Annotated in this window: 15 protein-coding genes and 1 other RNA gene; 10 read left to right on the top strand and 6 right to left on the bottom strand. The window is 39.4% G+C overall.

Translation table 11 applies throughout. The features are described from left to right. The first annotated feature begins 12 nt into the window (after positions 1–12). From N8L33_RS00080 to N8L33_RS00070, 3 genes are all read left to right on the top strand, one after another. The gene (locus N8L33_RS00080; protein WP_261057961.1) at positions 13–1,191 is read left to right on the top strand and encodes a hypothetical protein; all 1,179 of its coding nucleotides are present in this window, start codon (positions 13–15) and stop codon (positions 1,189–1,191) included. Positions 1,192–1,430: 239 nt separating this feature from the next. Continuing rightward, positions 1,431–7,583: a ZmpA/ZmpB/ZmpC family metallo-endopeptidase gene (locus N8L33_RS00075; RefSeq protein WP_261057960.1), complete on the top strand. Its 6,153-nt coding sequence runs from the start codon at positions 1,431–1,433 to the stop codon at positions 7,581–7,583. Positions 7,584–7,624: 41 nt separating this feature from the next. After that, positions 7,625–13,447 carry an SIALI-17 repeat-containing surface protein gene (locus tag N8L33_RS00070; protein WP_261057959.1) on the top strand — a complete coding sequence of 1,941 codons (5,823 nt, stop codon included), beginning with the start codon at positions 7,625–7,627 and terminating at the stop codon, positions 13,445–13,447. Between the two features lie 301 nt (positions 13,448–13,748). On the opposite strand, the gene N8L33_RS00065 is transcribed toward N8L33_RS00070, so the two are convergent. Further along, the gene (locus N8L33_RS00065) at positions 13,749–15,032 is read right to left on the bottom strand and encodes a uracil-xanthine permease family protein (RefSeq protein ID WP_004256659.1); all 1,284 of its coding nucleotides are present in this window, start codon (positions 15,030–15,032) and stop codon (positions 13,749–13,751) included. Between the two features lie 203 nt (positions 15,033–15,235). Continuing rightward, entirely contained in the window at positions 15,236–15,949 is a 714-nt protein-coding gene (gene rsmG / locus N8L33_RS00060) for a 16S rRNA (guanine(527)-N(7))-methyltransferase RsmG (RefSeq protein WP_023944292.1), read from the bottom strand. Positions 15,950–16,042: 93 nt separating this feature from the next. On the opposite strand from rsmG, the gene N8L33_RS00055 reads away from it, so the two are divergent. Together N8L33_RS00055 and htpX are read left to right on the top strand one after the other, a co-directional pair. Next, a complete protein-coding gene (locus N8L33_RS00055) occupies positions 16,043–16,603 on the top strand; it encodes a LemA family protein (RefSeq protein ID WP_261057958.1) in 561 nt (186 codons plus the stop codon). 1 nt (position 16,604) lies between these two features. Further along, positions 16,605–17,504: a zinc metalloprotease HtpX gene (gene htpX, locus N8L33_RS00050; protein ID WP_261057957.1), complete on the top strand. Its 900-nt coding sequence runs from the start codon at positions 16,605–16,607 to the stop codon at positions 17,502–17,504. A gap of 489 nt (positions 17,505–17,993) precedes the next feature. Here htpX and rlmB read toward each other — a convergent pair whose 3' ends face one another. Further along, the gene (gene rlmB / locus N8L33_RS00045; protein WP_023944296.1) at positions 17,994–18,722 is read right to left on the bottom strand and encodes a 23S rRNA (guanosine(2251)-2'-O)-methyltransferase RlmB; all 729 of its coding nucleotides are present in this window, start codon (positions 18,720–18,722) and stop codon (positions 17,994–17,996) included. A 44-nt stretch (positions 18,723–18,766) separates the two neighbouring features. Beyond that, positions 18,767–19,378, bottom strand: a complete 612-nt coding sequence (gene def, locus N8L33_RS00040) for a peptide deformylase (RefSeq protein ID WP_004260025.1) — start codon at positions 19,376–19,378, stop codon at positions 18,767–18,769. Positions 19,379–19,552: 174 nt separating this feature from the next. Here def and N8L33_RS00035 point away from each other — a divergent pair, with 174 nt between their 5' ends. The 4 genes from N8L33_RS00035 to ssrA all read left to right on the top strand — a co-directional run bounded on the left by N8L33_RS00035 (position 19,553) and on the right by ssrA (position 22,767). Next, complete coding sequence (locus tag N8L33_RS00035; RefSeq protein WP_203175380.1) at positions 19,553–20,872, top strand: CapA family protein; 1,320 nt, start codon at positions 19,553–19,555, stop codon at positions 20,870–20,872. Positions 20,873–20,893: 21 nt separating this feature from the next. Continuing rightward, positions 20,894–21,721: an HAD family hydrolase gene (locus tag N8L33_RS00030; protein ID WP_261057956.1), complete on the top strand. Its 828-nt coding sequence runs from the start codon at positions 20,894–20,896 to the stop codon at positions 21,719–21,721. A 1-nt stretch (position 21,722) separates the two neighbouring features. Then, positions 21,723–22,358, top strand: a complete 636-nt coding sequence (locus tag N8L33_RS00025; protein WP_261057955.1) for an SGNH/GDSL hydrolase family protein — start codon at positions 21,723–21,725, stop codon at positions 22,356–22,358. Positions 22,359–22,419: 61 nt separating this feature from the next. Further along, positions 22,420–22,767: a transfer-messenger RNA gene (gene ssrA / locus N8L33_RS00020) on the top strand. Between the two features lie 136 nt (positions 22,768–22,903). On the opposite strand, the gene N8L33_RS00015 is transcribed toward ssrA, so the two are convergent. Beyond that, positions 22,904–23,986 carry a tyrosine-type recombinase/integrase gene (locus N8L33_RS00015; RefSeq protein WP_261057954.1) on the bottom strand — a complete coding sequence of 361 codons (1,083 nt, stop codon included), beginning with the start codon at positions 23,984–23,986 and terminating at the stop codon, positions 22,904–22,906. Between the two features lie 122 nt (positions 23,987–24,108). Next, positions 24,109–25,083 carry an Abi family protein gene (locus N8L33_RS00010; protein WP_261057953.1) on the bottom strand — a complete coding sequence of 325 codons (975 nt, stop codon included), beginning with the start codon at positions 25,081–25,083 and terminating at the stop codon, positions 24,109–24,111. Positions 25,084–25,334: 251 nt separating this feature from the next. Here N8L33_RS00010 and N8L33_RS00005 point away from each other — a divergent pair. Beyond that, positions 25,335–25,835, top strand: a 501-nt coding sequence (locus tag N8L33_RS00005; RefSeq protein WP_261057952.1) for a helix-turn-helix domain-containing protein, incomplete at its 3' end; no start/stop codon positions are given.

Genomic DNA, 25,835 nt, shown 5'->3' with positions numbered 1-25,835 from the left:
AAAGGAGACCTCATGACACTTCCAGTTAGAAAATCCCTGCACGATGCGGTTTTACAGGCTTCAAAAGCTGATACTTGGGAACAAGCTACCAAGGAATGGAATGAAGTTTCCTTGATTTTTAACGGTATCGGCCGTAGCAATTGTGTCTGTGGGAATGCCATCAAGTACGCCTACGAACTCTTTAACGGTGTCACAGGCCAACGCCTCTTTCCGATTGGTAGCGACTGTGTTCGTCATTTTCATCGATTGTCCCTTGACCAGCAACTGGAAGAGGAAGAAAAACTGCTCAGAAAGGTTGAAAATCTGACCAGAAAAGCCCAGAAAAAGGAGAAAATCAAGGTCAATAAAAGTGACTTTGACGAGCGTCTTCTAAAGTGGCTCTGGGAAAAAGGTGTTTTTAAACCCAATCGTGGAAATCAGTTCTCACCTGAGAAAGACTACCAGCTCTTCCTAGAAGTCTTTCAAGGAGGAAGTTGGACCAAGGCAGAGCCCAAGAAGAAGGCTCGTATGGAAGAAGTCCTTGAAAAGTATATCAAACCCTTTTTACTTGGAAAACCAGATGACCAACTCTACCTTGTCAAGCTAGGTAAGGAGAAAATTGACTACGAACAAGAACTCCGTATCCAAGCAGAGAAAGAGCGCAAGAAGAGGGATAAAATCGCCAAGCAGTATGCAGACAATCTGGTTCTAGCCATGGGGCCAGCAGAGCGTGCCTACCAAGATTACTTTGGCTTTACAGAGACCCTGACTCAAGAAGAACGCAAGTGGGAGAAAATACTTTTTGGTAAAAATAGAACAGAACGGGCTATCAAGGCCAAACAATACCAAAAAGAGTTGGAAAAAGACCAACGAATTGCCAGTCAGGATCCAATTGAAAGAAAACAGAAGCAGATCTGGCTCCTCAATTCCTATTTTCGTGAGCTTCCAGAAGAAAAAGCCCGATTTTCTAGGCTCTTATTAGAATATCGAAAAAGTGGAGAAGTTCCCTTTTCAACTGAATATCTGTCAGATCATCTCATCGACTTTTTCTATAAAATGAAAGCCTTTGAATTTGAAATCGCACCAGAACAAGTCCGAGACTTTTTAAAAGAAAGCCTTCAGACAGAACATCTATCCTCAGCACAAGAAAGCTGGATAGAAGGGATTCTTATCAACTGCATCAAACCATTTTTAGAACGATTATTGATATGAGTAACACCTACCGTGGAAATTCCATGGTAGGTTACATTTTATCCAAAAAAATAATAGGGAGTTACAAAACTACTGCTTGGTATTTTATATATAAAACAAAGTATGAAAGCGCAACGCAATTTTAAGACTTTTTTGTAAATTAAGAGTATAATTAGAGTATGCTACTTTTTTATAAGATAACAAGCTAATATAATAAAGTTTGCCTTACATATTTAAAAATTTTATTTCAAGGAGGAATAATGGAAAAGTATTATGGTGAAAAACAAGAGCGTTTTTCATTTAGAAAATTATCAGTAGGACTTGTATCTGCAACGATTTCAAGTTTATTTTTTATGTCTGTATTAGCTAATTCATCTGTGGATGCTCAAGAAACTACAGGGGTTCACTATAAATATGTGACAGAGTCAGAGCTATCATCAGAAGAAAAAAAGCAGCTTGTCTATGCTATTCCGACATACATGGAGAATGATGATGAGACTTATTATCTTGTTTATAAGTTAAATTCCCAAAATCAACTGGCGGAATTGCCAAATACTGGAAGCAAGAATGAGATGCAAGCCCTAGTTGCTGGTGCTAGCTTAGCTGCTCTGGGGATTTTAATTTTTGCTGTATCTAAGAAAAAGGTCAAGAATAAAACGGTATTACATTTAGTATTGGTTGCAGGAATAGGAAACGGTGTCCTAGTGTCAGCTCATGCTTTAGAAAATAATCTTTTGCTAAATTACAATACTGACTATGAATTGACCTCTGGAGAAAAATTGCCTCTTCCTAAAGACATTTCAGGGTACACTTATATTGGATATATCAAAGAGGAAAAAACGACTTCTGATTCTAAAGTAAGTAATCAAGAGAAATCAGTAGCCACTCCTACAAAACAACAAAAGGTGGAATATAGTGTTACACCGAATTTTGTAGAACATCCATCAACAGTACAAGCTATTCAGGAAAAAACACCTGTTTCTTCAACTAAGTCGACAGAAGTTCAAGTAGTTGAAAAACCTTTCTCTACTGAATTAACGAATCCAAGAAAAGAAGAGAAACAATCTTCAGATTCTCAAGAACAATTAGCCGAACATAAGAGTCTAGAAACGAAGAAAGACGAGAAGGTGTCTCCAAATGAAAAGACTGGCGTAAATACACTAAATCCACAGGATGAAGTTCTATCAGGCCAGTTGAATAAACCTGAACTCTTATATCGTGACGAAACTATAGAAACAAAAATAGATTTTCAAGAAGAAATTCAAGAAAATCCTGATTTAGCTGAAGGAACTGTAAGAGTAAAACAAGAAGGTAAATTAGGTAAGAAAGTTGAAATCATCAGAATATTCTCTGTAAATAAGGAAGAGGTTTCACGAGAAATTGTTTCAACTTCAACGACTGCGCCTGTTATAAGAATAGTCGAAAAAGGTACTAAAAAAGCTCAAGTTATAAAGGAACAACCTGAGACTGGTGCAGAACATAAGGAAGTACAGTCTGGAGCTATTGTTGAACCCGCAATTCAGCCTGAACTACCAGCAGCTGTAGTAACCGACAAAGGTGAGCCAGCAGTCCAACCAGAGTTGCCAGAAGCAGTTGTAACAGATAAAGGTGTACCAGCAGTCCAACCAGCGTTACCCGAAGCTGTTGTAACTGAAAAAGGCGAACCAGCAGTCCAACCAGAGCTACCGGAAGCGGTTGTGACTGACAAAGGTGAGACTGAGGTTCAACCAGAGTCGCCAGATACTGTGGTAAGTGATAAAAGAGAACCTGAACAGGTGGCACCGCTTCCAGAATATAAAGGACCACAAGCCGGAGCTATTGTTGAACCAGAGCAGGTAGCACCACTACCAGAATACACAGGTCCACAGGCAGGGGCAGTAGTTGAACCTGCAATCCAACCAGCGTTACCCGAAGCAGTTGTAACTGAAAAAGGCGAACCAGCAGTCCAACCAGGGCTACCGGAAGCGGTTGTGACTGACAAAGGTGAGACTGAGGTTCAACCAGAGTCGCCAGATACTGTGGTAAGTGATAAAGGAGAACCTGAACAGGTAGCACCGCTTCCAGAATATACAGGAGTTCAGGCTGGAGCGATAGTAGAACCAGAGAAGGTAGAAGCACCGAAGGAATACACAGGAGTGCAAGCCGGAGCAATAGTAGAACCAGAACAAGTAGCCCCCCTACCAGAATATACAGGAGTACAAGCTGGAGCAATAGTAGAACCAGAGAAGGTAGAAGCACCGAAAGAATACACAGGAGTGCAAGCCGGAGCAATAGTAGAACCAGAACAAGTAGCCCCCCTACCAGAATACACAGGCCCACAAGCTGGAGCTATTGTCGAACCAGAGCAGGTAGCCCCCCTACCAGAATACACAGGCGTACAGGCTGGGGCTATTGTTGAACCAGAGCAGATTGCCCCCCTACCAGAATACACAGGTCCACAGGCCGGAGCAATAGTAGAACCAGAACAGGTAGATCCACTTCCTGAATACAAGGGGAATATTGAGCAACTAAAACCTGAAACTCCCGTTGAGAAGCCAAAAGAAACAGATCCAGAGAAAACACTTGAATTAAGAAATGTTTCGGATATTGAATTGTATAGTCATACTAATGGAACTTACAAACAACATGTTTCTTTGGACAGTGTTCCAAGTAATCCAGATACTTATTTTGTAAAGGTAAAATCTTCTGCGTTTAAAGATGTTTACCTTCCGGTTGCATCGATATCCGAGGAGTTAAAAGATGGACGCACATTTTATAAAATTACAGCGAGAGTTGATAAACTCCAGCAGGAGATAGACCATAAATATGTTGAAAATTTCAGTTTCTATTTAGCTAAGAAGACTACAGAGGAAACGACAAACTTTACTTCCTTTAGTAATCTAGTTCATGCCATCAACCAAAATCTTGGTGGAACCTATTATTTATCAGCTAGCTTGAATGCTAACGAAATGGAACTGGAGTCTGATGCGAAGTCTTATATTAAGGGCAACTTTACTGGTAGGTTGATTGGTGAAAAAGATGGCAAACATTATGCTATCTATAATTTGAAAAAACCTTTATTTAACAACTTAAGTAATGCTACAGTAGAAAAACTGAGCCTGAAAAATGTCTCTATTTCAGGAAAGAATGATATCGGTTCACTGGCAAATGAAGCTAAAAATGGGACAAAAATTAACCAGGTTCATGTCGACGGTGTCTTAGCTGGGGAACGTGGTATTGGTGGATTGCTTGCCAAGTCCGAACAATCAACCATCACTGACAGTAGTTTCAAGGGAAGGATTATTAATACCTATGAAACAACTGCTACCTACAATATTGGTGGCTTGGTTGGACATTTGACAGGTGAAAACGCGTCTATTGCTAAATCCAAAGCTACAATAGCCATTTCATCAAATGCAAATAGTTCAGATCAGACTGTCGGTGGTCTTGTGGGACTTGTGGACAATGATGCACATGTCCGTGATAGTTATGCTGAGGGAGATATTAATAATGTCAAACAGTTCGGAGAAGTCGCTGGTGTAGCAGGCTATTTATGGGATCGAACTTCTGGTAAGGAACAGCATGCTGGAAGCTTGACCAATGTTCTTAGCGATGTCAATGTAACAAACGGGAACGCCATCACCGCTTACCACTATAACAATATGAAGGTGACAGCTACATTCAGCAATAAAGCTAATAGAGTTATCAAAGTTGCCTTGGAAAACGATGAGGTCGTCAGCAAGGAATCCTTTGAAGAAAGAGGAACAATGCTAGATGCTTCCCAAATCGCAAGCAAAAAATCAGCCATTAATCCTCTCACTCTACCAACAGTGGAGCCTCTTTCAACAAGTGGCAAGAAAGAAAGTGATTTTTCTAAGGTAGCCAATTATCAAGCTAAGCGAGCCTTGGCTTATAAGAACATTGAAAAATTGTTACCTTTCTACAATAAAGCAACCATCGTCAAATACGGAAATCTGGTCAAGGAGAATAGTCTCTTATATCAAAAAGAACTCTTGTCTGCAGTTATGATGAAGGATAATCAAGTAATCACAGATATTGTTTCTAACAAACAGACTGCAAACAAACTCTTGCTTCACTACAAGGACCATTCATCTGAGAAGCTTGATCTCAAGTATCAGACTGATTTTGCCAAGCTAGCAGAATATAGCCTAGGAGATACAGGTCTTCTCTATACTCCTAACCAATTCTTGTATGACCAAACCTCTATCATCAAGCAAGTCTTACCTGAATTGCAGCAGGTGTCCTACCACTCAGAGGCTATCAGAAAGACACTCGGTATTTCTCCAGAAGTTAAGTTAACCGAGCTATATCTAGAAGACCAGTTTGCTAAAACGAAGGATCATCTTGAAGAAAGTCTAAAAAAACTCTTGTCTGCGGATGCTGCTCTAGTGGAAAACAATCAAGTGATGACGGGTTATATTGTAGATAAAATCAAGCGTAACAAGGAAGCTTTACTACTTGGTATGAGCTACCTAGAACGCTGGTATAACTTTAGTTATGATAAAGTGAGTGCAAAAGACCTTGTAATGTACCATCTAGATTTCTTTGGCAAAGGAAATGCTTCTCCGTTAGATACCTTAATAGAGTTAGGTAAATCAGGATTTAATAATCTTCTTGCCAAGAACAACGTTGATACTTATGCTATTAGTTTAGCTAGCTATCATGGAACGAAAGATTTATTTAACACGCTTGAAAATTACCGAAAAGTCTTTCTACCAAACACAAGCAACAATGACTGGTTTAAAACTCAGACCAAGGCTTACATCGTTGAAGAAAAATCTAATATTCCAAAAGTGAGAGCTAATCAGGAAAAATCTGGCAGCAAGTATTCTATCGGTGTCTATGATCGCATCACTAGCGACAGCTGGAAATACCGTAATATGGTACTGCCTCTACTTACCTTGCCAGAAAAATCAGTATTTGTCATTTCAACTATCTCTAGTATAGGTTTTGGTGCTTATGATCGCTATCGTAATAAAGATCATCAAGCAAGTGGTGATTTGAATAGATTTGTTGAAAAGAGTGCTCACGAAACAGCAGAGCGTCAACGAGATCACTACGATTATTGGTATCGTATTCTAGATAAGGAAGGGCGTGAGAAGCTTTACCGAAATATCTTGCTTTATGATGCCTATAAATTTGGAGATGACCATACCAATGGAAAAGCCCAAACAGTATCAGATTTTGATAGTCCAAATCCTGCAATGAAACATTTCTTTGGACCTGTTGGAAACAAAGTTGGTCATAATGGACACGGTGCTTATGCTACCGGTGACGCCGTTTATTATATGGGTTATCGTATGTTAGATAAGGATGGAGCTATCACATATACACATGAGATGACGCATGACTCAGATCAGGACATCTATCTTGGTGGCTATGGTCGAAGAAGTGGCTTGGGACCAGAGTTCTTTGCAAAAGGCTTATTGCAAGCACCAGACCATCCAAATGACGCAACCATCACCATCAACTCGATCTTGAAACATTTAAAATCGGATAGTAAAGAAGGAGAACGATTACAAATACTCGATCCAACTACGAGATTTAAGAACTCTGATGATTTGAAGCAATATGTCCACAATATGTTTGATGTTGTTTATATGTTGGAATATCTTGAAGGGCAGTCTGTTGTGAATAAATTGAGTGTTTACGAAAAAATGAATACTCTAAGAAAAATCGAGAATAAATTTGTTAAGGATCCAGATGGAAATAATGTCTACGCAACAAATGTTGTCAGAGATTTAACCGCAGAAGAAGCTGAAAAATTACATTCATTTAATGATTTGATTGAGAATAATATTATTTCGTCTAGGGAATATGCCTTAGGTGAATACGAAAGAAATGGCTACTTCACTATTAAATTATTTGCGCCGATTTATGCAGCATTAAGTAATGATGACGGAACGCCAGGTGACCTGATGGGACGTCGTATGGCCTATGAACTATTAGCTGCTAAAGGATTTAAAGATGGTATGGTGCCATATATTTCAAATCAATTTGAACCCGATGCTAGGGCAAATAATAAAACGATTACCTCATATGGTAAGACTAAAGGATTGGTAACAGATAAATTAGTACTTCAAAAATTATTTAATGGTAAATACGACACTTGGAGTGATTTTAAAAAGGCCATGTATAAAGAGCGACAAGAAAAATTCAGCAAATTGAATAAAGTTACCTTTAATGATACAAGTAAATCATGGACAAGCTTTGCAACCAAAACTACAAGCAATATAGATGAGTTGCAACAACTAATGAATGAAGCTGTCCGCAAGGATACAGAAACTCCTCATTGGGATAACTATAATCCAGAAACAGACAGTGCAGTTCATAAGTTGAAGAGAGCAATCTTTAAAGCTTATCTTGACCAAACTGATGATTTTAGAAGTTCAATTTTTGAGAATAAAAAATAGTGTTTACTGTTAGGAAATAAAATTAAAGAAGGTGATTACGCTTGTCATTATTTAAAAAAGAACGATTTTCGATCCGAAAAATCTGTGGGATTGTTGGTTCGGTGTTACTCGGAAGTGTCTTGGTTGCACCGTCAGTAATTCATGCTTCTACCTATCATTATGTTGAAAAAAGCGCTCTTACAAAGGAAGAACAAAGTAAGATTCAGGCAGGAATTCCTACTGATAATGAAGCAAGTTATGCTCTTATTTATCAGCAGGAAGCTCTTCCTGCAACAGGTTCATCGACTTCTGTGCTTACAGCTTTAGGTCTATTAGCTGTTGGTAGTTTAGTTCTTTTAGTTCATAAAAAGAAAAAAGTTGCTAGTCTGTTCTTAGTTACTACTATCGGACTGATTAGTCTTTCTAGTATGCAAGCTCTCGATATAGGCAATCCTTTGAAAGCTCCAAGTGATGAAGGAGTAGTTCAAATTGCTGGATATCGTTATATTGGATACTTATCCCTTGATGATGATGCAATTTCAGAAATTCAACATAAGGATGAGGGAACAAAGAATGTTCCAGTATCTGAAACTCAGGAAAGTATCCCTAATGAAGCGCCTAAAGCTGAGAAACCTAAATACACTGAGCCTGTAAGTACAGTCCCAGACGAGGCTCCTAAAGCAGAGAAGCCTGACTATACAGCACCAATAGGTGCAAACCTTGTAGAATCAGTAGTTCATGAAAAACCAGAGTACACTGAACCTGTAGGTACTGTTCCAGACGAGGCTCCTAAAGCAGAGAAGCCTGACTATACGCAGCCAATAGGTACAAACCTTGTAGAGCCAGCAGTTCATGAGAAACACGAATATACAGGTCCAATTGGCGGTAATTTAGTTGAACCAGCAGTTCATGAAAAACCAGCATACACTGAACCTGTAGGTACTGTTCCAGACGAGGCTCCTAAAGCAGAGAAGCCTGACTATACGCAACCAATAGGTACAAACCTTGTAGAACCTGAAGTTCAACCAGCGTTACCAGAAGCTGTTGTGACTGACAAAGGGGAACCTGAAGTTCAACCAGCGTTACCAGAAGCTGTTGTAACTGATAAAGGGGAACCAGAAGTTCAGCCAGCGTTACCAGAAGCTGTTGTAACTGATAAAGGGGAACCAGAAGTTCAGCCAGCGTTACCAGAAGCTGTTGTAACTGATAAAGGGGAACCAGAAGTTCAGCCAGCGTTACCAGAAGCTGTTGTGACTGACAAAGGCGAACCAGAAGTACAACCAGTGTTACCAGAAGCTGTTGTGACTGACAAAGGGGAACCAGAAGTTCAGCCAGCATTACCCGAAGCTGTTGTGACTGACAAAGGGGAACCCGCAGTACAACCAGCCTTACCGGAAGCTGTTGTAACTGACAAAGGCGAACCAGAAGTACAACCGGCCTTACCAGAAGCTGTTGTGACCGACAAAGGGAAACCTGAAGTTCAACCAGTGTTACCCGAAGCAGTAGTCACAGAAAAGGGAGAACCCGCAGTACAACCAGCCTTACCCGAAGCAGTAGTCACAGAAAAGGGAGAACCAGAAGTTCAAGCTGAGTTGCCAGAAGCTGTTGTGACTGACAAAGGGGAACCAGAAGTTCAACCAGTGTTGCCAGAAGCTGTTGTGACTGAGAAAGGGGAACCAGAAGTACAACCAGTGTTACCAGAAGCAGTAGTCACAGAAAAGGGAGAACCAGAAGTTCAAGCTGAGTTGCCAGAATATACGTCAAAAGTTGCTCCAACTTTGACTTTAGATAAGGTTACAGAAGATGCGATGGATCGTTCAGCTAAATTGTATTACACTCTTGAAAATACAGGTAATGCTGAAATCAAGAGCATTATAGCTGAGATTAAAGATGGGGACACTGTTGTTAAGCGAGTTGATTTATCTAAAGAAAAATTGACAGACGCTATTCAAGGTTTGGATTTATTCAAAGATTATAAAATTGCAACAACAATGACTTACAACCGTGGTGAAGGTGATGAAACATCTAAATTAGATGAAAAACCTTTACGTTTAGAGTTGAAAAAAGTTGAAATTAAAAATATCGCATCTACTAATTTAGTGAAGGTAAATGATGATGGTACTGAAACACCTAGTGATTTCATGAGCGAAAAACCTTCTGATGAAGATGTGAAGAAAATGTACTTAAAAATCACTAGTCGTGATAATAAAGTAACACGTTTAGCAGTTGATAAAATTGAGGAAGTAACTGAAGAAGGTCAAAAACTTTATAAAATTACGGCTGAAGCTCAAGATTTGATTCAACACATTGATCCATCTAAGGCGCGCAATAAGTATGTTTATTATATAGAAAAACCCCATCCTAAAGAAGATAATGTCTACTATAACTTTAAAGATTTAGTAGAGGCTATGAATGTTAATAAAAATGGTACATTTAAAATCGGAGCAGATTTGAATGCAACGAATGTACCAACGCCTAACAAACAATATGTTCCAGGTACGTTTAAGGGACATCTATCAAGTGTTGATGGTAAACAATATACAATTCATAACATTGCCCGTCCCTTATTTGACCGTGTTGAAAATGGTTCTGTGAAAAATATTAATTTAGGTAATGTGGATATCAATATGCCTTGGGCTGACGGAATAGCACCTGTTGCCAACATGGTGAAAAATGCAACTGTTGAAGATGTTAAGGTGACTGGTAATGTAGTTGCTAATAACAATATTGCGGGTATCGTCAATAAAATCGATAGTGGTGGTCAGTTGACAAATGTAGCCTTCATCGGTAAACTCACGGGTGTTGGTGATAAAGGTCAATATATGGCTGGCATTGCCGGTGAGATTTGGAGAGGTAATATTGCAAAAGCATATGTCGAGGCTGATATTGTTGCTAACAGAGCCCGTATAGGTGGTTTAGTTGCTAAAACAGATAATGGCAACGACTCTATGGGAATTGGTAAATATGGTTCAATTCGTAAGTCGGTCACCAAAGGAACCATTAAGACTAAAGTTTTGTTTGAAACAGGTGGATTTATCAATAGCAATCTTCCTTTTGGTAAACTGGAAGATAATATTTCAATGATGAGAGTTGAAAATGGTGAAGAGTTCTTTGGTTCTTCGGATTTGGACTACGATGGTGGTTATTTCACAAATGGATGGTTAGAGCGTAATTTTGTTGTCAAAGGTGTCAGTTCAGGTAAGCATTCATACAAATATTCTCGTGACAAAATTAAAGAAATTAGTCAAGATGAAGCTAACAAGAGAATTGCAGCCTTTAATATTACTGCTGACAAATACGAAATCAACGAACCTGTGGTCAATCGCTTAAATCGTTTAACCAGAAGAGAAGATGAATATAAGTCAACCCAAGACTATAAAGTAGATCGAGATCTGGCTTATCGTAATATTGAGAAACTTCAACCATTTTATAACAAAGAATGGATTGTCAACCAAGGTAACAAACTTGCAGAAGATTCAAACTTAGCTAAGAAAGAAGTCCTTTCTGTTACGGGAATGAAGGATGGTCAATTCGTGACCGATTTATCGGATATCGATAAAATAATGATTCACTATGCAGATGGTACAAAAGAAGAAATGGGGGTCACACTCAAGGATTCTAAAGTCCAACAAGTGCGTGAATATAGCGTATCTGGTCTTGGTGATGTTGTCTATACACCAAATATGGTTGTTAAAAATCGAGACAAACTGATTGCGGATGTGAAAGAAAGACTTTCAAGTGTTGACTTAATTTCATCTGAAGTACGCGCGCTAATGGATAATCGTCAGAAAGCTGAAGAAAATACCAACACACGTAAAGATGGATATATTCGCAATCTATACTTAGAAGAAAGCTTTGCCGAAGTGAAGCAAAATCTAGATAAGTTAGTCAAAGCCTTGGTCGAAAATGAAGACCATCAATTGAATAGTGATGAAGCTGCGATAAACGCACTTCTCAAGAAAGTAGAAACCAATAAAGCTAAAATCATGATGGCTCTGACTTATCTCAATCGTTACTATGATATCAAATACGGTGACATGAGTATAAAAAACATCATGATGTTCAAACCTGATTTTTATGGTAAGACACCAAGTGTTATTGACAGACTCATCAACATCGGTTCAAGTGAAAAGAACTTAAAGGGTGACCGAACTCAGGATGCTTATCGTGAAATCATTGCAAGTAATACTGGTAAAGGTAGTCTTCGTAACTTCCTAGAATACAACATGCGTTTGTTTACAGAGGATAAAGACATCAATGATTGGTTTATCCACTCAGCTAAGAATGTTTATGTTTCAGAACCTAAAACTACAAATCCTGACTTTGTCAATAAACGTCATAGAGTCTTTGATGGGCTAGATAACGGCGTTCATGGTCGTATGATTTTACCACTTCTAACGCTTAAAGATGCCCATATGTTCTTAATTTCAACATATAACACGATGGCGTACAGTTCATTTGAGAAATATGGAAAACATACAGAAGAAGCTCGTAATGAGTTCAAAACTAAGATTGATGAAGTTGCACATGCTCAACAAACTTATTTAGATTTCTGGTCACGTTTATCATTATCTAATGTTCGTGATAGACTTCTTAAGAGTCAAAATATGGTACCGACACCAGTTTGGGATAACCAAAACTACCATGGAGTCGACGGTGCCAACAGCATGGGGTACGGAAAGAACGGGGCAATTATCAGACCTATTAGAGAATTGTATGGTCCAACTGGCAAATTCCACGCAACAAATGGAGCCATGGGAGCTATGGCTAGTATTTACGATAGTGCAAACAATAATGACCAAGTTTACTTTATGGTAACCGATTTAATATCACAATTTGGTATTTCAGCCTTTACTCACGAAACAACACACGTCAATGACCGAATGCTCTATTACGGAGGATACAGTCAACGTGTTGGTACAAATGCAGAAGCCTATGCACAAGGTATGCTGCAAACACCTGATAGTTCAACGACTAATGGTGAATACGGCGCACTTGGAATTAACATGGCTTACCATCGTCCAAATGACGGTAACCAATGGTACAACCCAGATCCTGACAAATTAAAGACACGTAATGACATTGACCGCTACATGAGAAACTACAATGAAGCTATGATGTTGCTTGATTATGTAGAAGCTGATGCTGTACTTCCTAAAATTAAAGGAGACAATAGTAAGTGGTTCAAGAAAATCGACAAAGAAATGCGCTCTAAGATTCAGTACAATGATCTTTTAGGTCCAAACCAATGGGATAGTGTCCGTGATTTGAAAGGTGAAGAAAAGGTAATGACTTTATCTAGCGTCAATGATTTAGTGGATAATAACTTCATGACAAAACATGGAAATCCAGGTAACGGACGTTATCGCCCTGAAGATTATGCTGTCAACTCAGCATATGTAAACGTCAATATGATGGCTGGTATTTATGGTGGTAATACTAGTCTTGGAGCTCCTGGTTCATTATCATTCAAACACAATGCCTTCCGCATGTGGGGTTATTTTGGATATGACAAAGGTTTCACTAGTTATGTATCTAACAAATACAAAGATGCAGCTATTAAAGAGAATAAAGGTTTGCTAGGCGATGATTTTATCATCAAGAAAGTATCTGGAGACAAGTTCAAGACACTTGAAGAGTGGAAGAGACATTGGTACGAGGAGGTTCTTGCTAAAGCTAAGAAAGGCTTTGAAGGTATTGATATTGATGGCGTCCATATCAGTAACTATGATGAGTTAAGGCCTTTATTTGATAAAGCAGTCGAAGAAGATTTGAAAAAAACAGATGACTTCTCTCATACTGTAGCTCTTAAATCTAAAGTATTCAAAGCCCTTCTTAAAAATACAGACGGTTTCTTTAATAAACTGTTTAAAGAAGACATTTAAATGTTTAAAATATAAAGAGGACAGTTTTTTGCTCCCTCTGAAAAGTCATCATTTGATGGCTTTCAAAAAGCACCTCAAAAAAGGTATTGCCAAGTTGCAATACCTTTTTTTGATGCTCTTTTATCTTGTCCTTGTTTCAATTGACGATACCACATTATGTACTGTTTTGCTTCCTTTTACTATAAAAGGACTTAGTCTTGTGCAGTACAGAACTAAATCCTTTCAATAATTATTTGTGCAACTTTTTGGGGTTAGTAAAGAGAAGCTCGTTTTTGTTCATTCTCTTTCTGTGTCAAGTCTCTTAATCTTTATTTTCGTATGGTAAGATCAAGTTCAAGATGATTCCTGTCATGGCTGATAGGGCAGTACCTGAAAGGGTAACTGGACCAAGTTTAAGGATAGCTCCCCCAAGTCCAAGGACCAACATAGCACTTGCGATGATTAGGTTACGCATTTGAGCGAAATCAACACGTTCTTTAATCAAGACTTTCAAACCATTGCTGGCGATAACTCCATAGAGAAGGATTGACATACCACCAAGTACAGCATTTGGAATGGTTGAAATCAAGGCAGTGAATTTACCAAGGAAGCTAAGGGCAATCGCGATAAAGGCAGCGTTACGGATAACTGAGACAGAAGCGATACGAGTCATACCGATAACCCCTGTATTTTCTCCGTAAGTTGTATTGGCTGGTCCACCAAGGAAGGCAGAAACAGAAGTTGCGATACCATCACCAAGAAGAGTACGGTGAAGACCTGGTTCTTTCAAGAATTGACGGCCACAGATTTGACCCAAAACAGTATGGTCTCCGATATGTTCAGAAATTGTTACGATAGCGATTGGCAAGATAGCGATGGTTTCTGGCCCAAAGTAAAGATTGTATTCTTTAAAGGCACCACCTGTGCTAAATGGCAAGTAGAAACCAGGAATTTCAAACCAGTTAGCTTTTAGAACTGGTGTAAAGTCAACCAAGCCAAGAGTTAGTGCGAAGAGGTAACCACCGATAATGGCAAAAAGGAATGGAATGATTCGTAGGAAGCCTTTTCCTTTTGTGTTGATAAAGGCAGCGATTAAGAAAGTAACAACTGCTACAAGAGCATTTTTCCAGTTTCCATCAGCTACAAGACCAGCGTTGGTAACAGCTGAACCTGCAAGTCCAAGACCGATAACGATGATCATAGGTCCGATGATGATTGGTGGCAAGAGTTTATCAATCCATTTTGTACCTGCAAAACGAACACCAGCAGCCACAAGGACATAGACCAAACCAGTCAAGATAACCCCTGTTTGGGCAGCAGATACATCACCACCCATTTCTTTCATAGCCAGTGACATAGCTGTGATAAAGGCAAATGAAGAACCTAGATAAACTGGAACTCTAAAACCAGTTGAAATCATATAGATGAGTGTTCCTACACCTGAAGCAAAAAGGGCAACAGATACAGGCATTCCCAAAATCAATGGTACCAAGATGGTTGCTCCAAACATGGCAAAAACGTGTTGGAAACTAAGGAGAATTCCTTTTCCAGCCGAAGGACGTTGGTCAACGTCTAGTAACAAATCAACAGTTGATTCTTGTTTCATATAAACCTCACTTTTGGGCATCAAAAAAGAGCCCATTATTTTACAGCAATAGGCCCTCAGAGTAAGACTTCTCTAAAATCTAGACTTTAAAGAGTTTTAAATATTTCTGCGTCTTCGTCACCTCACGGGATGACATTAAAAACCTTTGCTTGTGATAGTATAGCAAAAATTACAAACTTTGTAAATATTTTTTACTAAAAAATTTAAAGCGGGCGTTTGTTGGGCATGCCAGCCTTTCTTGGATATTTATTTGGCGTTTCTTTTTTCTTTTCTACCACTGTGATGTAGCGCGGATCTCCATTAGGTAGAGCGTAGCTGAGATTGTCTTCGACCTTACTAAAAAGGAGGTTGAGGGCATTCTTAGCTTCTAATAATTCCTCAGGCGCATTGCTGGCCTTGAGTGCCAATAGTTTTCCGCCAACTTTAAGGTAAGGAATTGTCAATTCAGACAAGACCTGCATACGGGCAACCGCACGAGCTGTTACAAAATCATATTGAGCACGGAAATTCTTGTCTTGGGCAAAATCTTCTGCACGTCCATGGTAGAAATGAACACCGTCCAAATCCAGTTCTTGAGACAAAAGTTGGAGGAAGTTGATGCGCTTATTGAGCGAATCAATGATAGTCACATCAAGCTGAGGATAGAGAATTTTCATCGGCAGACTAGGAAATCCTGCCCCAGCTCCAATATCAAGAAGTTTGATAGTTTCATTGGGAATCAAACCTTGAAGAATGGGTGCAATCGAATCGTAAAAATGTTTGAGATAAACTTCTTCCTTGTCTGTAATAGCTGTTAGATTAATTTTTTCATTCCATTCGACCAAGAGCTCAAAATAACGTTCAAATTGTTTTTTTTGCTGGTCCGAAAGTGGAAGATTTTGCTCGGCGAGCAAGTTGTAAAATGTTTCTGGTTTCATAGTTATTTCCTTCTTTAGTATCATCTTATTTTACCACAATCATTAAAAATTTGATATACTGGTACTAATCTAAAAGTAGAAAGGACTTATATAATGACTTGGATTATTCTTGGAGTTTTAGCTCTTGTTGTTATTTTTGTGATCGTTAGCTATAACGGTTTGGTTAAGAATCGTATGCAAACAAAGGAGGCTTGGAGTCAGATTGATGTTCAGTTGAAACGTCGAAATGATCTCTTGCCAAACTTGATTGAGACTGTAAAAGGTTATGCCAAATATGAAGGTTCTACCCTTGAAAAGGTGGCAGAACTGCGTAACCAAGTGGCAGCAACGACTTCACCAGCAGAAGCTATGAAAGCTAGTGATGCCCTCACTCGTCAGGTTTCAGGTATTTTTGCAGTTGCAGAAAGCTATCCAGATTTGAAAGCTAGTGCCAACTTTGTTAAATTGCAAGAGGAGTTGACAAACACAGAAAATAAAATTTCTTACTCCCGTCAACTCTACAACAGTGTTGTCAGCAACTACAATGTAAAATTAGAAACTTTCCCAAGCAATATTATCGCTGGAATGTTTGGCTTTAAAGCAGCAGATTTCCTTCAAACACCAGAAGAGGAAAAGGCAGTTCCTAAAGTTGATTTTAGCGGTTTAGGTGACTAAGATGTTGTTTGATCAAATTGCAAGCAATAAACGAAAAACGTGGATTTTGTTGCTGGTATTTTTCCTACTCTTAGCTCTTGTTGGCTATGCGGTTGGTTACCTCTTTATGCGATCTGGGCTTGGTGGTTTGGTTATCGCACTGATTATCGGCTTTATCTATGCTTTGTCCATGATTTTTCAATCAACAGAGATTGTCATGTCCATGAATGGAGCGCGTGAGGTTGATGAGCAAACGGCACCAGACCTTTACCATGTAGTGGAAGATATGGCTATGATGGGTCAGATTCCCATGCCACGAGTTTTCATCATTGATGATCCAGCCTTAAATGCTTTTGCGACAGGTTCTAATCCTCAAAATGCGGCGGTTGCTGCGACGTCAGGTCTCCTAGCTATCATGAATCGCGAGGAGCTAGAAGCTGTTATGGGACATGAGGTTAGTCATATTCGTAATTACGATATCCGTATTTCGACTATTGCTGTCGCTCTCGCTAGTGCTATCACCATGCTTTCTAGTATGGCAGGTCGTATGATGTGGTGGGGTGGCGCAGGTCGTAGACGAAGTGACGATGATCGAGATGGAAATGGCTTAGAAATCATTATGCTAGTGGTTTCCCTACTAGCTATTGTGCTGGCACCTCTCGCTGCAACCTTGGTACAACTAGCTATTTCTCGTCAGAGGGAATTTCTAGCTGATGCTTCTAGTGTCGAGTTGACTCGCAATCCTCAAGGGATGATCAATGCTCTACGTAAGTTGGACAATAGCGAGCCGATGCATCACCATGTCGATGATGCTAGTAGCGCACTTTATATCAATGATCCCAAGAAAGGGGGAGGGTTCCAAAAACTATTTTATACCCACCCACCTATTTCAGAACGGATTGAGCGTTTGAAACATATGTAAAATTTGCCTATACAATCCTAAAAATGAGCATTCTCGTAGTTGGAGATGCTCATTTTCTTATATAAGAAATTCAGAAATCAATTTGTTATGATACAACTTATATTCTTCGAAAATCTCTTCAAACCGCATCAGATTCGCCTTGCCGTACTTAAGTCCAGCCTGCGGCTAGCTTCCTAGTTTGCTCTTTGATTTTCATTGAGTATTAGAATTTCTTTAGGAAACTTCGTTCAGAACACATGATATATCGAAGAAGAATTTAGCATCTATGTCAAATGGAGGAGGGCAACTGATCTCGTTTTTCGCAAATTAGAGAATATTTTTGGCGTGCTAAGAGTGTGTGTTAGAGACAAGTAGGCCAGCGTAGTAGAGCTAGGATTCATCTTAATGAGCATGGGGGTTACAAAATTGTCCAAGAATTCAATCTACAAATCAGTTATTTAAAAATCACTGTGTTCTTTTAGCTAGAAGTTAGTTTTTGTCCAGCCTCTTTTATAGGCGATTTCGGAAAACTTCATACATGAGAATAGCCGCAGCAACACTGGCATTGAGACTTTGAACATGTCCATTCATCGGAATGGTAATCATCTCATCAACCTGTTTTTTGATGTTGCTAGAGATACCTTTTCCTTCATTTCCAATGATGAGGGCAATTTTCCCTTTTGTATTCCACTTGTGGCAAGGAGTACCGTTCATATCCGTTCCAAAGGTCCAGAAGCCTTCATCCTTGAGTTTGTCCAGAGTTTGGCTTAGATTGGTCACTCGAGCAATTGGAACGTGCTCAATAGCACCTGTGGCTGTTTTGGCAACGACAGGTGTTACTCCGACAGCACGGTGCTTGGGAATGATGACTCCGGAAACATTGGTCGCATCGGCTGTTCGCAAGATAGAACCCAGATTATGGGGATCGGTTAAACCATCTAGAATCAATAGAAGTGGATTTTCTTCTTGACGCGTTTTGGCAAGGATGTTATCCAGCTCGCTATAGGCAAATTCAGACACTCGTAGAACAAAACCTTGGTGGACAGCACCTTCAGTCATCTCAGAGAGGGATTTTTTTGAAGTCCAAGAAATGGATACCTTCTTTTCTGTAGCCAGTTCTTTGACTTTCTCAACATTCTTACCTCGGAGATCTTCTTGGAGGTAAAGTTTGTTTCCTGTGTTTGCAAGGAGGGCTTCGGTAACGGCGTGAACGCCATAGACAATATCATTTGTTTTCATGCCTCTATTATAACACAAAACCCCGTCTTGCAACGGGATTTTCTTTATTCTAGAATTAGTAAACCATCTTTAACTGCAAATGGGTCTTTTTCATTGATACGATCGTAAAACATGATTCCGTTAATGTGGTCAATTTCATGCTGAACAACGATGGAGTTGTAGCCTTTGAGTTTGATACGGTGTTTTTCTCCATCCTTGTCAAAGTAGTCAACAGTAACGCGAGCATGACGCACCACATAGCCAGGCACGTTGCGGTCAACAGACAGACAACCTTCTCCTTCGCCAAGAGCAGCGTCTTGAACAGAGTGAGAGACGATTTTTGGATTGTACATAATGGCTTGCAAATCGTAGGCTTCCTCTGGAGTTTCGCCTTCTTCAACAATATTTGGCACCAAAACAGCGATAATGCGTTTTGAGATATCTAATTGAGGAGCAGCAAGTCCAACCCCACCGCGGAGCCCCATCTTTTCAGCCATGACAGGATCTTGGGAATGTTTGAGGAATTGCATCATCTTTTCGCCAAGAATGATTTCCTGGTCAGACAAGGGGAAAGTAACTTCCTCAGCAACTGCGCGAAGAGTCGGATTCCCCTCGCGGATAATATCGTTCATATCAATTAAGTGAGCAGCTTTTGTAATACGTTCTATAGCAGACATTTTCTCTCCTTTCATTACCTCTACATGATATCACAAAATGACAAGGATTGAAAGCATTACGGCATCGAGCTTTTATAGAAAATGCCTTTTAGGTTCGATTCAATTGTGAAAGAAATACTTATCTGTGTTATAATAAAAAGAAAAGGCTTGCATTAGAAAGTAGGGAGAATGAAGATGCAAAGAAGACAAGATAGACATAAACGTGGACCAGTTTTTCGCTTTGTGAAAGGTTTGGTCAACTTTTTTAGACGTTATCGTAAGTGGAGTAACAAGGGATTTGTGGCGGTACTCTTGCTAGCAGTTGCTTTATCAATGGGCTTGGTTTTGTTGTTTGAAAGCTTCCAAGGCATGCCTATGACCAGTCAAAAACGAGATACTATTTCTCAAGAAGGAACTAAGAAAAAGTCTCAGGAGCAGGAAGAGGAAAAAACTGCTAGAATTATGGCTCATGGTGATTTGCTTTATCATGATATTCTTTACTTTTCAGCAAAAAAGGATGATGGAACGTATGATTTTCATGAGAATTTTGAGTATGTTACTCCTTGGCTTAAGCAAGCAGACTTAGCTATTGGTGACTTTGAAGGAACCATTAATAAGGATCATTATTTAGCAGGTTATCCTCTCTTTAATGCTCCTGCTGAAGTTATGGATGCCATTAAGGATGCAGGTTATCATGTTCTAGATTTAGCTCATAATCACATTTTGGATTCGCAAATTGAGGGAGTTATTTCAACGGCCGATATTATTGAGAAAGCTGGAATCACTCCAATCGGAGTTTATACGCATGAGCCACGTGATCAGGCTCCGCTGGTCATTAAGGAAGTGAATGGTATCAAGGTTGCACTTTTGGCTTATTCTTATGGATTTAATGGAATTGAGCAAAATATTTCTCAAGAGGATTATAATCACTATCTTTCAGATTTAGATGAGAATAAAATGAAGTCTGAAATTGAACGGGCGGAAAAGGAAGCAGATATCACCATTATCATGCCACAAATGGGTGTTGAGTATCGCATAGAACCGACTGAAGAGCAAAAGGCTCTTTATCACAAGATGATTGATTGGGGAGCAGATATTATCTTTGGAGGGCATCCACACGTAGTTGAACCGTCTGAAATTGTTGAAAAAGATGGGGACAAGAAACTCATCATCTATTCAATGGGGAACTTCATTTCCAATCAACGAATTGAGACCATGCAAGGGGTAGAAAATGCTAAGTGGACTGAACGTGGCGTTCTCATGGACGTGACCATTAAGAAGAAGGATGGAAAAACAACTATCGGAACAGCTAAAGCTCATCCTACTTGGGTCAATCGAACACCAAAGGGAACTTTTTCACCAGAAGGATATCCCCTATATCATTATCAAACCTATATCTTGGAAGATTTCATAGAGGGTGGCAGTCATCGTGATCAATTAGATGAAGCGACTAAGGAACGAATTGATACAGCCTATAAAGAAATGAACGAACATGTGGGATTGAAGTGGGATTAGCTTGAATCCAGAGGGAAGTAAATGACGATTAAAGTAATTGCGACAGATATGGATGGGACCTTGCTGGATGCTAGAGGCCAGCTTGATCTCCCACGTTTGGAAAAGATTTTAGATCAGTTGGATCAAAGGGGTATTCGTTTTGTCATCGCGACGGGCAATGAAATTCATCGCATGAGGCAACTACTGGAGCACTTGGTCGATCGAGTGGTTCTGGTTGTTGCAAACGGTGCTCGTATTTTTGAAAACAATGAACTGATTCAGGCGCAGACTTGGGATGATGCCATTGTCGATAAGGCTTTGGCTCATTTCAAGGGTCGAGCGTGTCAGGATCAGTTTGTTGTGACGGCTATGAAGGGTGGTTTCGTCAAAGAAGGTACGATTTTTACAGACCTTGAAAGTTTTATGACTCCAGAAATGATTGAAAAATTCTACCAACGGATGCATTTTGTGGATGAGTTAACATCTGACCTCTTTGGTGGGGTTCTCAAGATGAGCATGGTTGTTGGTGAGGAGCGTTTGAGTTCGGTCTTGGCAGAGATTAATGACCTCTTTGATGGCCGTGTTCGGGCTGTTTCGAGTGGCTATGGTTGTATTGATATTCTCCAAGCTGGGATTCATAAAGCATGGGGCTTGGAAGAATTACTCAAGCGTTGGGACTTGAACTCCCAACAAATTATTGCTTTTGGTGACAGTGAAAATGATGTTGAAATGCTTGAAATGGCTGGAATTGCTTATGCGATGGAAAATGCTGATGATAAGGCCAAAGCTGTGGCGACTGCTCTAGCACCAGCCAACAGCCAAGGAGGAGTTTACCAAGTCTTGGAAAACTGGTTAGAAAAAGGAGAATGAAGTGGCAGTACAGTTATTAGAAAATTGGCTCCTAAAGGAACAAGAAAAAATCCAAACCAAGTATCGTCACTTAAATCAGGTTTCTGTTCTAGAGCCAGATATTCTTTTTATAGGGGATTCTATTGTCGAATATTATCCTCTGCAGGAGTTGTTTGGGACTGCAAAGATTATTGTCAATCGAGGCATTCGAGGATATCAGACAGGGCTGTTACGAGAGAATCTTGATGCGCATCTATACGGTGGAGCAGTAGATAAAATTGTCCTTTTGATTGGGACAAACGATATCGGAAAGGATGTGCCTTCGAATGAGGCTCTCAATAATCTCGAAGCGATCATACAATCCATTGCTCGCGATTATCCATTGACTGAGATTAAAGTGCTTTCCATTTTGCCTGTCAATGAGGGTGAGGAGTACAAGCAGACAGTCTATATCCGCACGAATGAAAAGATACAAGAGTGGAATCAAGTCTATCAAGAGCTTGCTTCTGCCTATATGCAGGTGGAATTTGTGCCAGTATTTGATTGTTTGACAGACCAAGCAGGCCAACTAAAAAAAGACTACACTACTGACGGACTGCACCTCAGTATTGCTGGTTATCAGATTTTGTCAAAAGCTTTGAAAGACTATCTTTTCTAGTTAATTGATTTCCTTTTTGCATTTTTGTGTTAGATGAGGTATAATAGTTTTATTATCTTTTGGGGTCGTTACGGATTCGACAGGCATTATGAGGCATATTTTGCGACTCGTGTGGCGACGTAAACGCTCAGTTAAATATAACTGCAAAAAATAACACTTCTTACGCTCTAGCTGCCTAAAAACCAGCAGGCGTGACCCGATTTGGATTGCTCGTGTTCAATGACAGGTCTTATTATTAGCGAGATACGATCAAGTCTTGTCTAGCGGCTTGATAAGAGATTGATAGACTCGCAGTTTCTAGGCTTGAGTTATGTGTCGAGAGACTGTTAAAATAATACATAACCTATGGTTGTAGACAAATATGTTGGCAGGTGTTTGGACGTGGGTTCGACTCCCACCGGCTCCATTATTCCTTTGCATTCTTTTGCATTCCTTGGTAAAACGTTGTTAAATCAACGTTTTTTGTTTTTATCTTTGGTATTCCTTGGTATTCTTTTGCGAAAAAGGGAGTCACAAAAGGAGTCACAAAAAGGAGGCGAACCTCCTTAAAAATCGATATACTTTGCAAAGCGTTCTCCGATGTCGTCCTTAGCTTGCTTGGTTATGTGGGTATAAACGTTCATGGTCGTTTTCAAGTCTGAATGTCCCAAGCGATGTTGGACTTGCTTCAAGGTCATACCGGCATCGAAACATAGACTGGCATGTGTATGTCTGAATCCGTGGATTTTAATTGGACGCAAGTCGCTGCCTTCCACAATTTTGATAAGCCATTTTCTGGGCAATGTACTTGGAATTGGCTTTTTAAATTCATTTTCAAAAATGTATTTGGTGTTTGGATTTTGCTTTTTCCATTTTTTTAAAATGCTTTTTGTTTTCTTATCTAAGCTTATTAGTCGATTACTGCTAACCGTTTTGGTGTTTCCTATCTCTTCGCCTGCAAAACCTCTTGTAATAGCCTTGTTTATGTCCAGAGTATTATCTGTCCAGTCGTTCCACTCAAGGGCTAAAATTTCCCCTTTTCTTGCTCCTGTGAAGGCCAGAAGACGGAATAGAGTTATCTTCTCTAGATTCTTTGTTTTGGAGACAAGTTTTAAGAATTTTTGAAGTTCATCTTTGTTGTAAAAGTCGCTTTTGCCATCTGATTTCTTTCTTGTCGAAGTAATCACGCTATCAACTGGATTTGTATCAATATATCCATGCCTAATTGCGTATTTAAAAACATTGTTCATCAATCCTTTTAATTTACGACCATAGACTAATTTTCTAGACCATTCATTGGCCTGCTCTTGCATTTGAAGAGGAGTGATACTAGCTATTTTTTTATTGCCGAAAACTGGATAGATGTGATTCTTGAAGTTCCTAGATGTCTTGATATAGGTGCTGTCTTGTACGGTTTCAGAATAATCTTTAAGCCATTTTTTAGCAATCTCCTCAACCGTGATTTCTTTCCTGCTTTGCTCACCACTCTCAATATCGTCCTGAAGCTGAAGTAGTGCTGCTCTTGCTTTTGCTTTCGTTTCAAATCCACGTCGAGTAGCGTATTGACTATATCCGTTAATTTTCCCGATGTATGCACGGAACATATAAGCCGTCTCTCCGTTTTTCTTTTTATAAGACTTTATTTCCATTGATTTTTACCTCATTTCTTGATAAAATGGGTATAAGAAAACGACCTTTTGAATGGTTGTTTCTTATACGAAGTTCCTCACACTCAAAATTTGGCGATGGCGAGTGTGGGGATTTTTTTATTTTATTTAGAGTATTTTTCGATACCTCTTAACATATCGGTTTTATTTATCATCGTTTGTTCACATAATAAATCTAAATCTGATGGGTAGTACTGACAATGGTAGCCTATTGAATAGTAAACACTAAATTCAAATAAGAACCCAGAACGCCGATTTTTAAATATACTTAAAATATTTTGGAGTGTGAAGAGTCCAGTTTGACCAACACCATTATTATATTCTTCTCTTGTGATTTCCATGATTTTCTCATGTAGAGCTTCGTTGTATTCCATTATGTTTTGTGAACGATAGCTAAACAATCTACCACTATGTGCTGCACGATTGCGGTATGAATGGATCATACGAAGAGCCTGGGCAAACATTAATTTTATTGAATCAGTTATAAATTGTTCAGGGAGTCCAGTACAAATTGAAATAACTTTATCTTTTTGTTTTGGTTTTAGCAATTTATAAAAGTTCACCAAATTTCCAAAACTTGTCCCTTTTAAAAGTATCCAAGGAGGAATATTTCCGTGATTTTCTCGATAATGCTTATAAGGTTCGATATCGTCATTCGCTATATTATTTAATTTATCTAGCAACTGGTAAAGTGGATATCGGTTGGAATTTTGGCGTCTATGACCTCTTCTGTAGTTTCTGGGGTTTAGATAATCGGTTTGCTTTTCTCCAAAGTCTTCTGCTATTGTATAAGCAATAGCAGTTCTGAGACTTAGCTCAACTTCTAGAGTGGCCCTTAAAACACCGTTCCGAATATCTTTATCTAGCTGATATAGAGAGTACAGATGAGAAAATGTTTCACCTGTTTTGAAGTTATCGCTATCGTCCGATTCCAGAATAAAGGATTTATATCCGTTGACTATTTCATAATAGCCGTAAATAGTCAAAGCTTCTCTTGCCTCTTTTTCATCATCAATTTCTAAATTTCGTGACCGTAATATGTCTAATTGTTCATCAATATTTTTAAAGGGTTTATCCACTGAATACCTCCAAGAAAATAAGAAAAGGTCTTGCGACAGCAAGACCCGTTCCATGAGCGCGACGGCACTCGTTCATTAAGATTATATAAATTATAATCTATTCGGTAGCTTCTGTCAAGCATTTTGTTAAATTTAATTTTTAGACGTAACTTCTCAAAGTAACTTCCATCTCTCTCCCAAAACTGGAAGTTAGTCTCAGACGACGAATTATGCTAGAATTAAGTCTGAGACTTTTCGTGAGGAGGCACCTCATGACGAAAAAACAAAAACATCTCACTCTAGAAGACCGTATTGACATCCAAACTGGAATCAGCCAACAGGAGACTTTCCGTTCCATCGCTGAGAAGATGGGGAAAGACCCGTCAACGATTTCAAAGGAAATCAAGCGCAATCGCATCATTCATCCAACATCTGTCAAATCTGATTGCACGGATTGCCCTCTTCTCAAAAAAGCTCCTTATGTCTGTAACAACTGTCAAAAAAAGAGGACGGATTGTGGGTTTAACCGCTATCTTTACTACGCGAAAAAGGCGCAGGAACAGTACAAGACTATGTTGAGGGAATCCAGAGAGGGCATTCCCCTAAACAAGGAAAGTTTTTATCAGATGGACAAGGTCTTAACCCTAGGCATCCAGAAGAAACAAAGCATCTACCATATCATTCAGACACATAACCTACCTGTGTCGAAAGCTACGGTGTATCGACATGCCAAGCTAGGATATCTGACAGCCAAGCCCATTGATTTCCCTCGG

The sequence above is a fragment of the Streptococcus mitis genome, assembly GCF_946188695.1.
In the GTDB taxonomy this organism is placed as follows: domain Bacteria; phylum Bacillota; class Bacilli; order Lactobacillales; family Streptococcaceae; genus Streptococcus; species Streptococcus mitis_DF.
The sequence above is the reverse complement of the archived record's forward strand: the minus strand, read 5'-3'. Positions and strand labels throughout refer to the sequence as shown.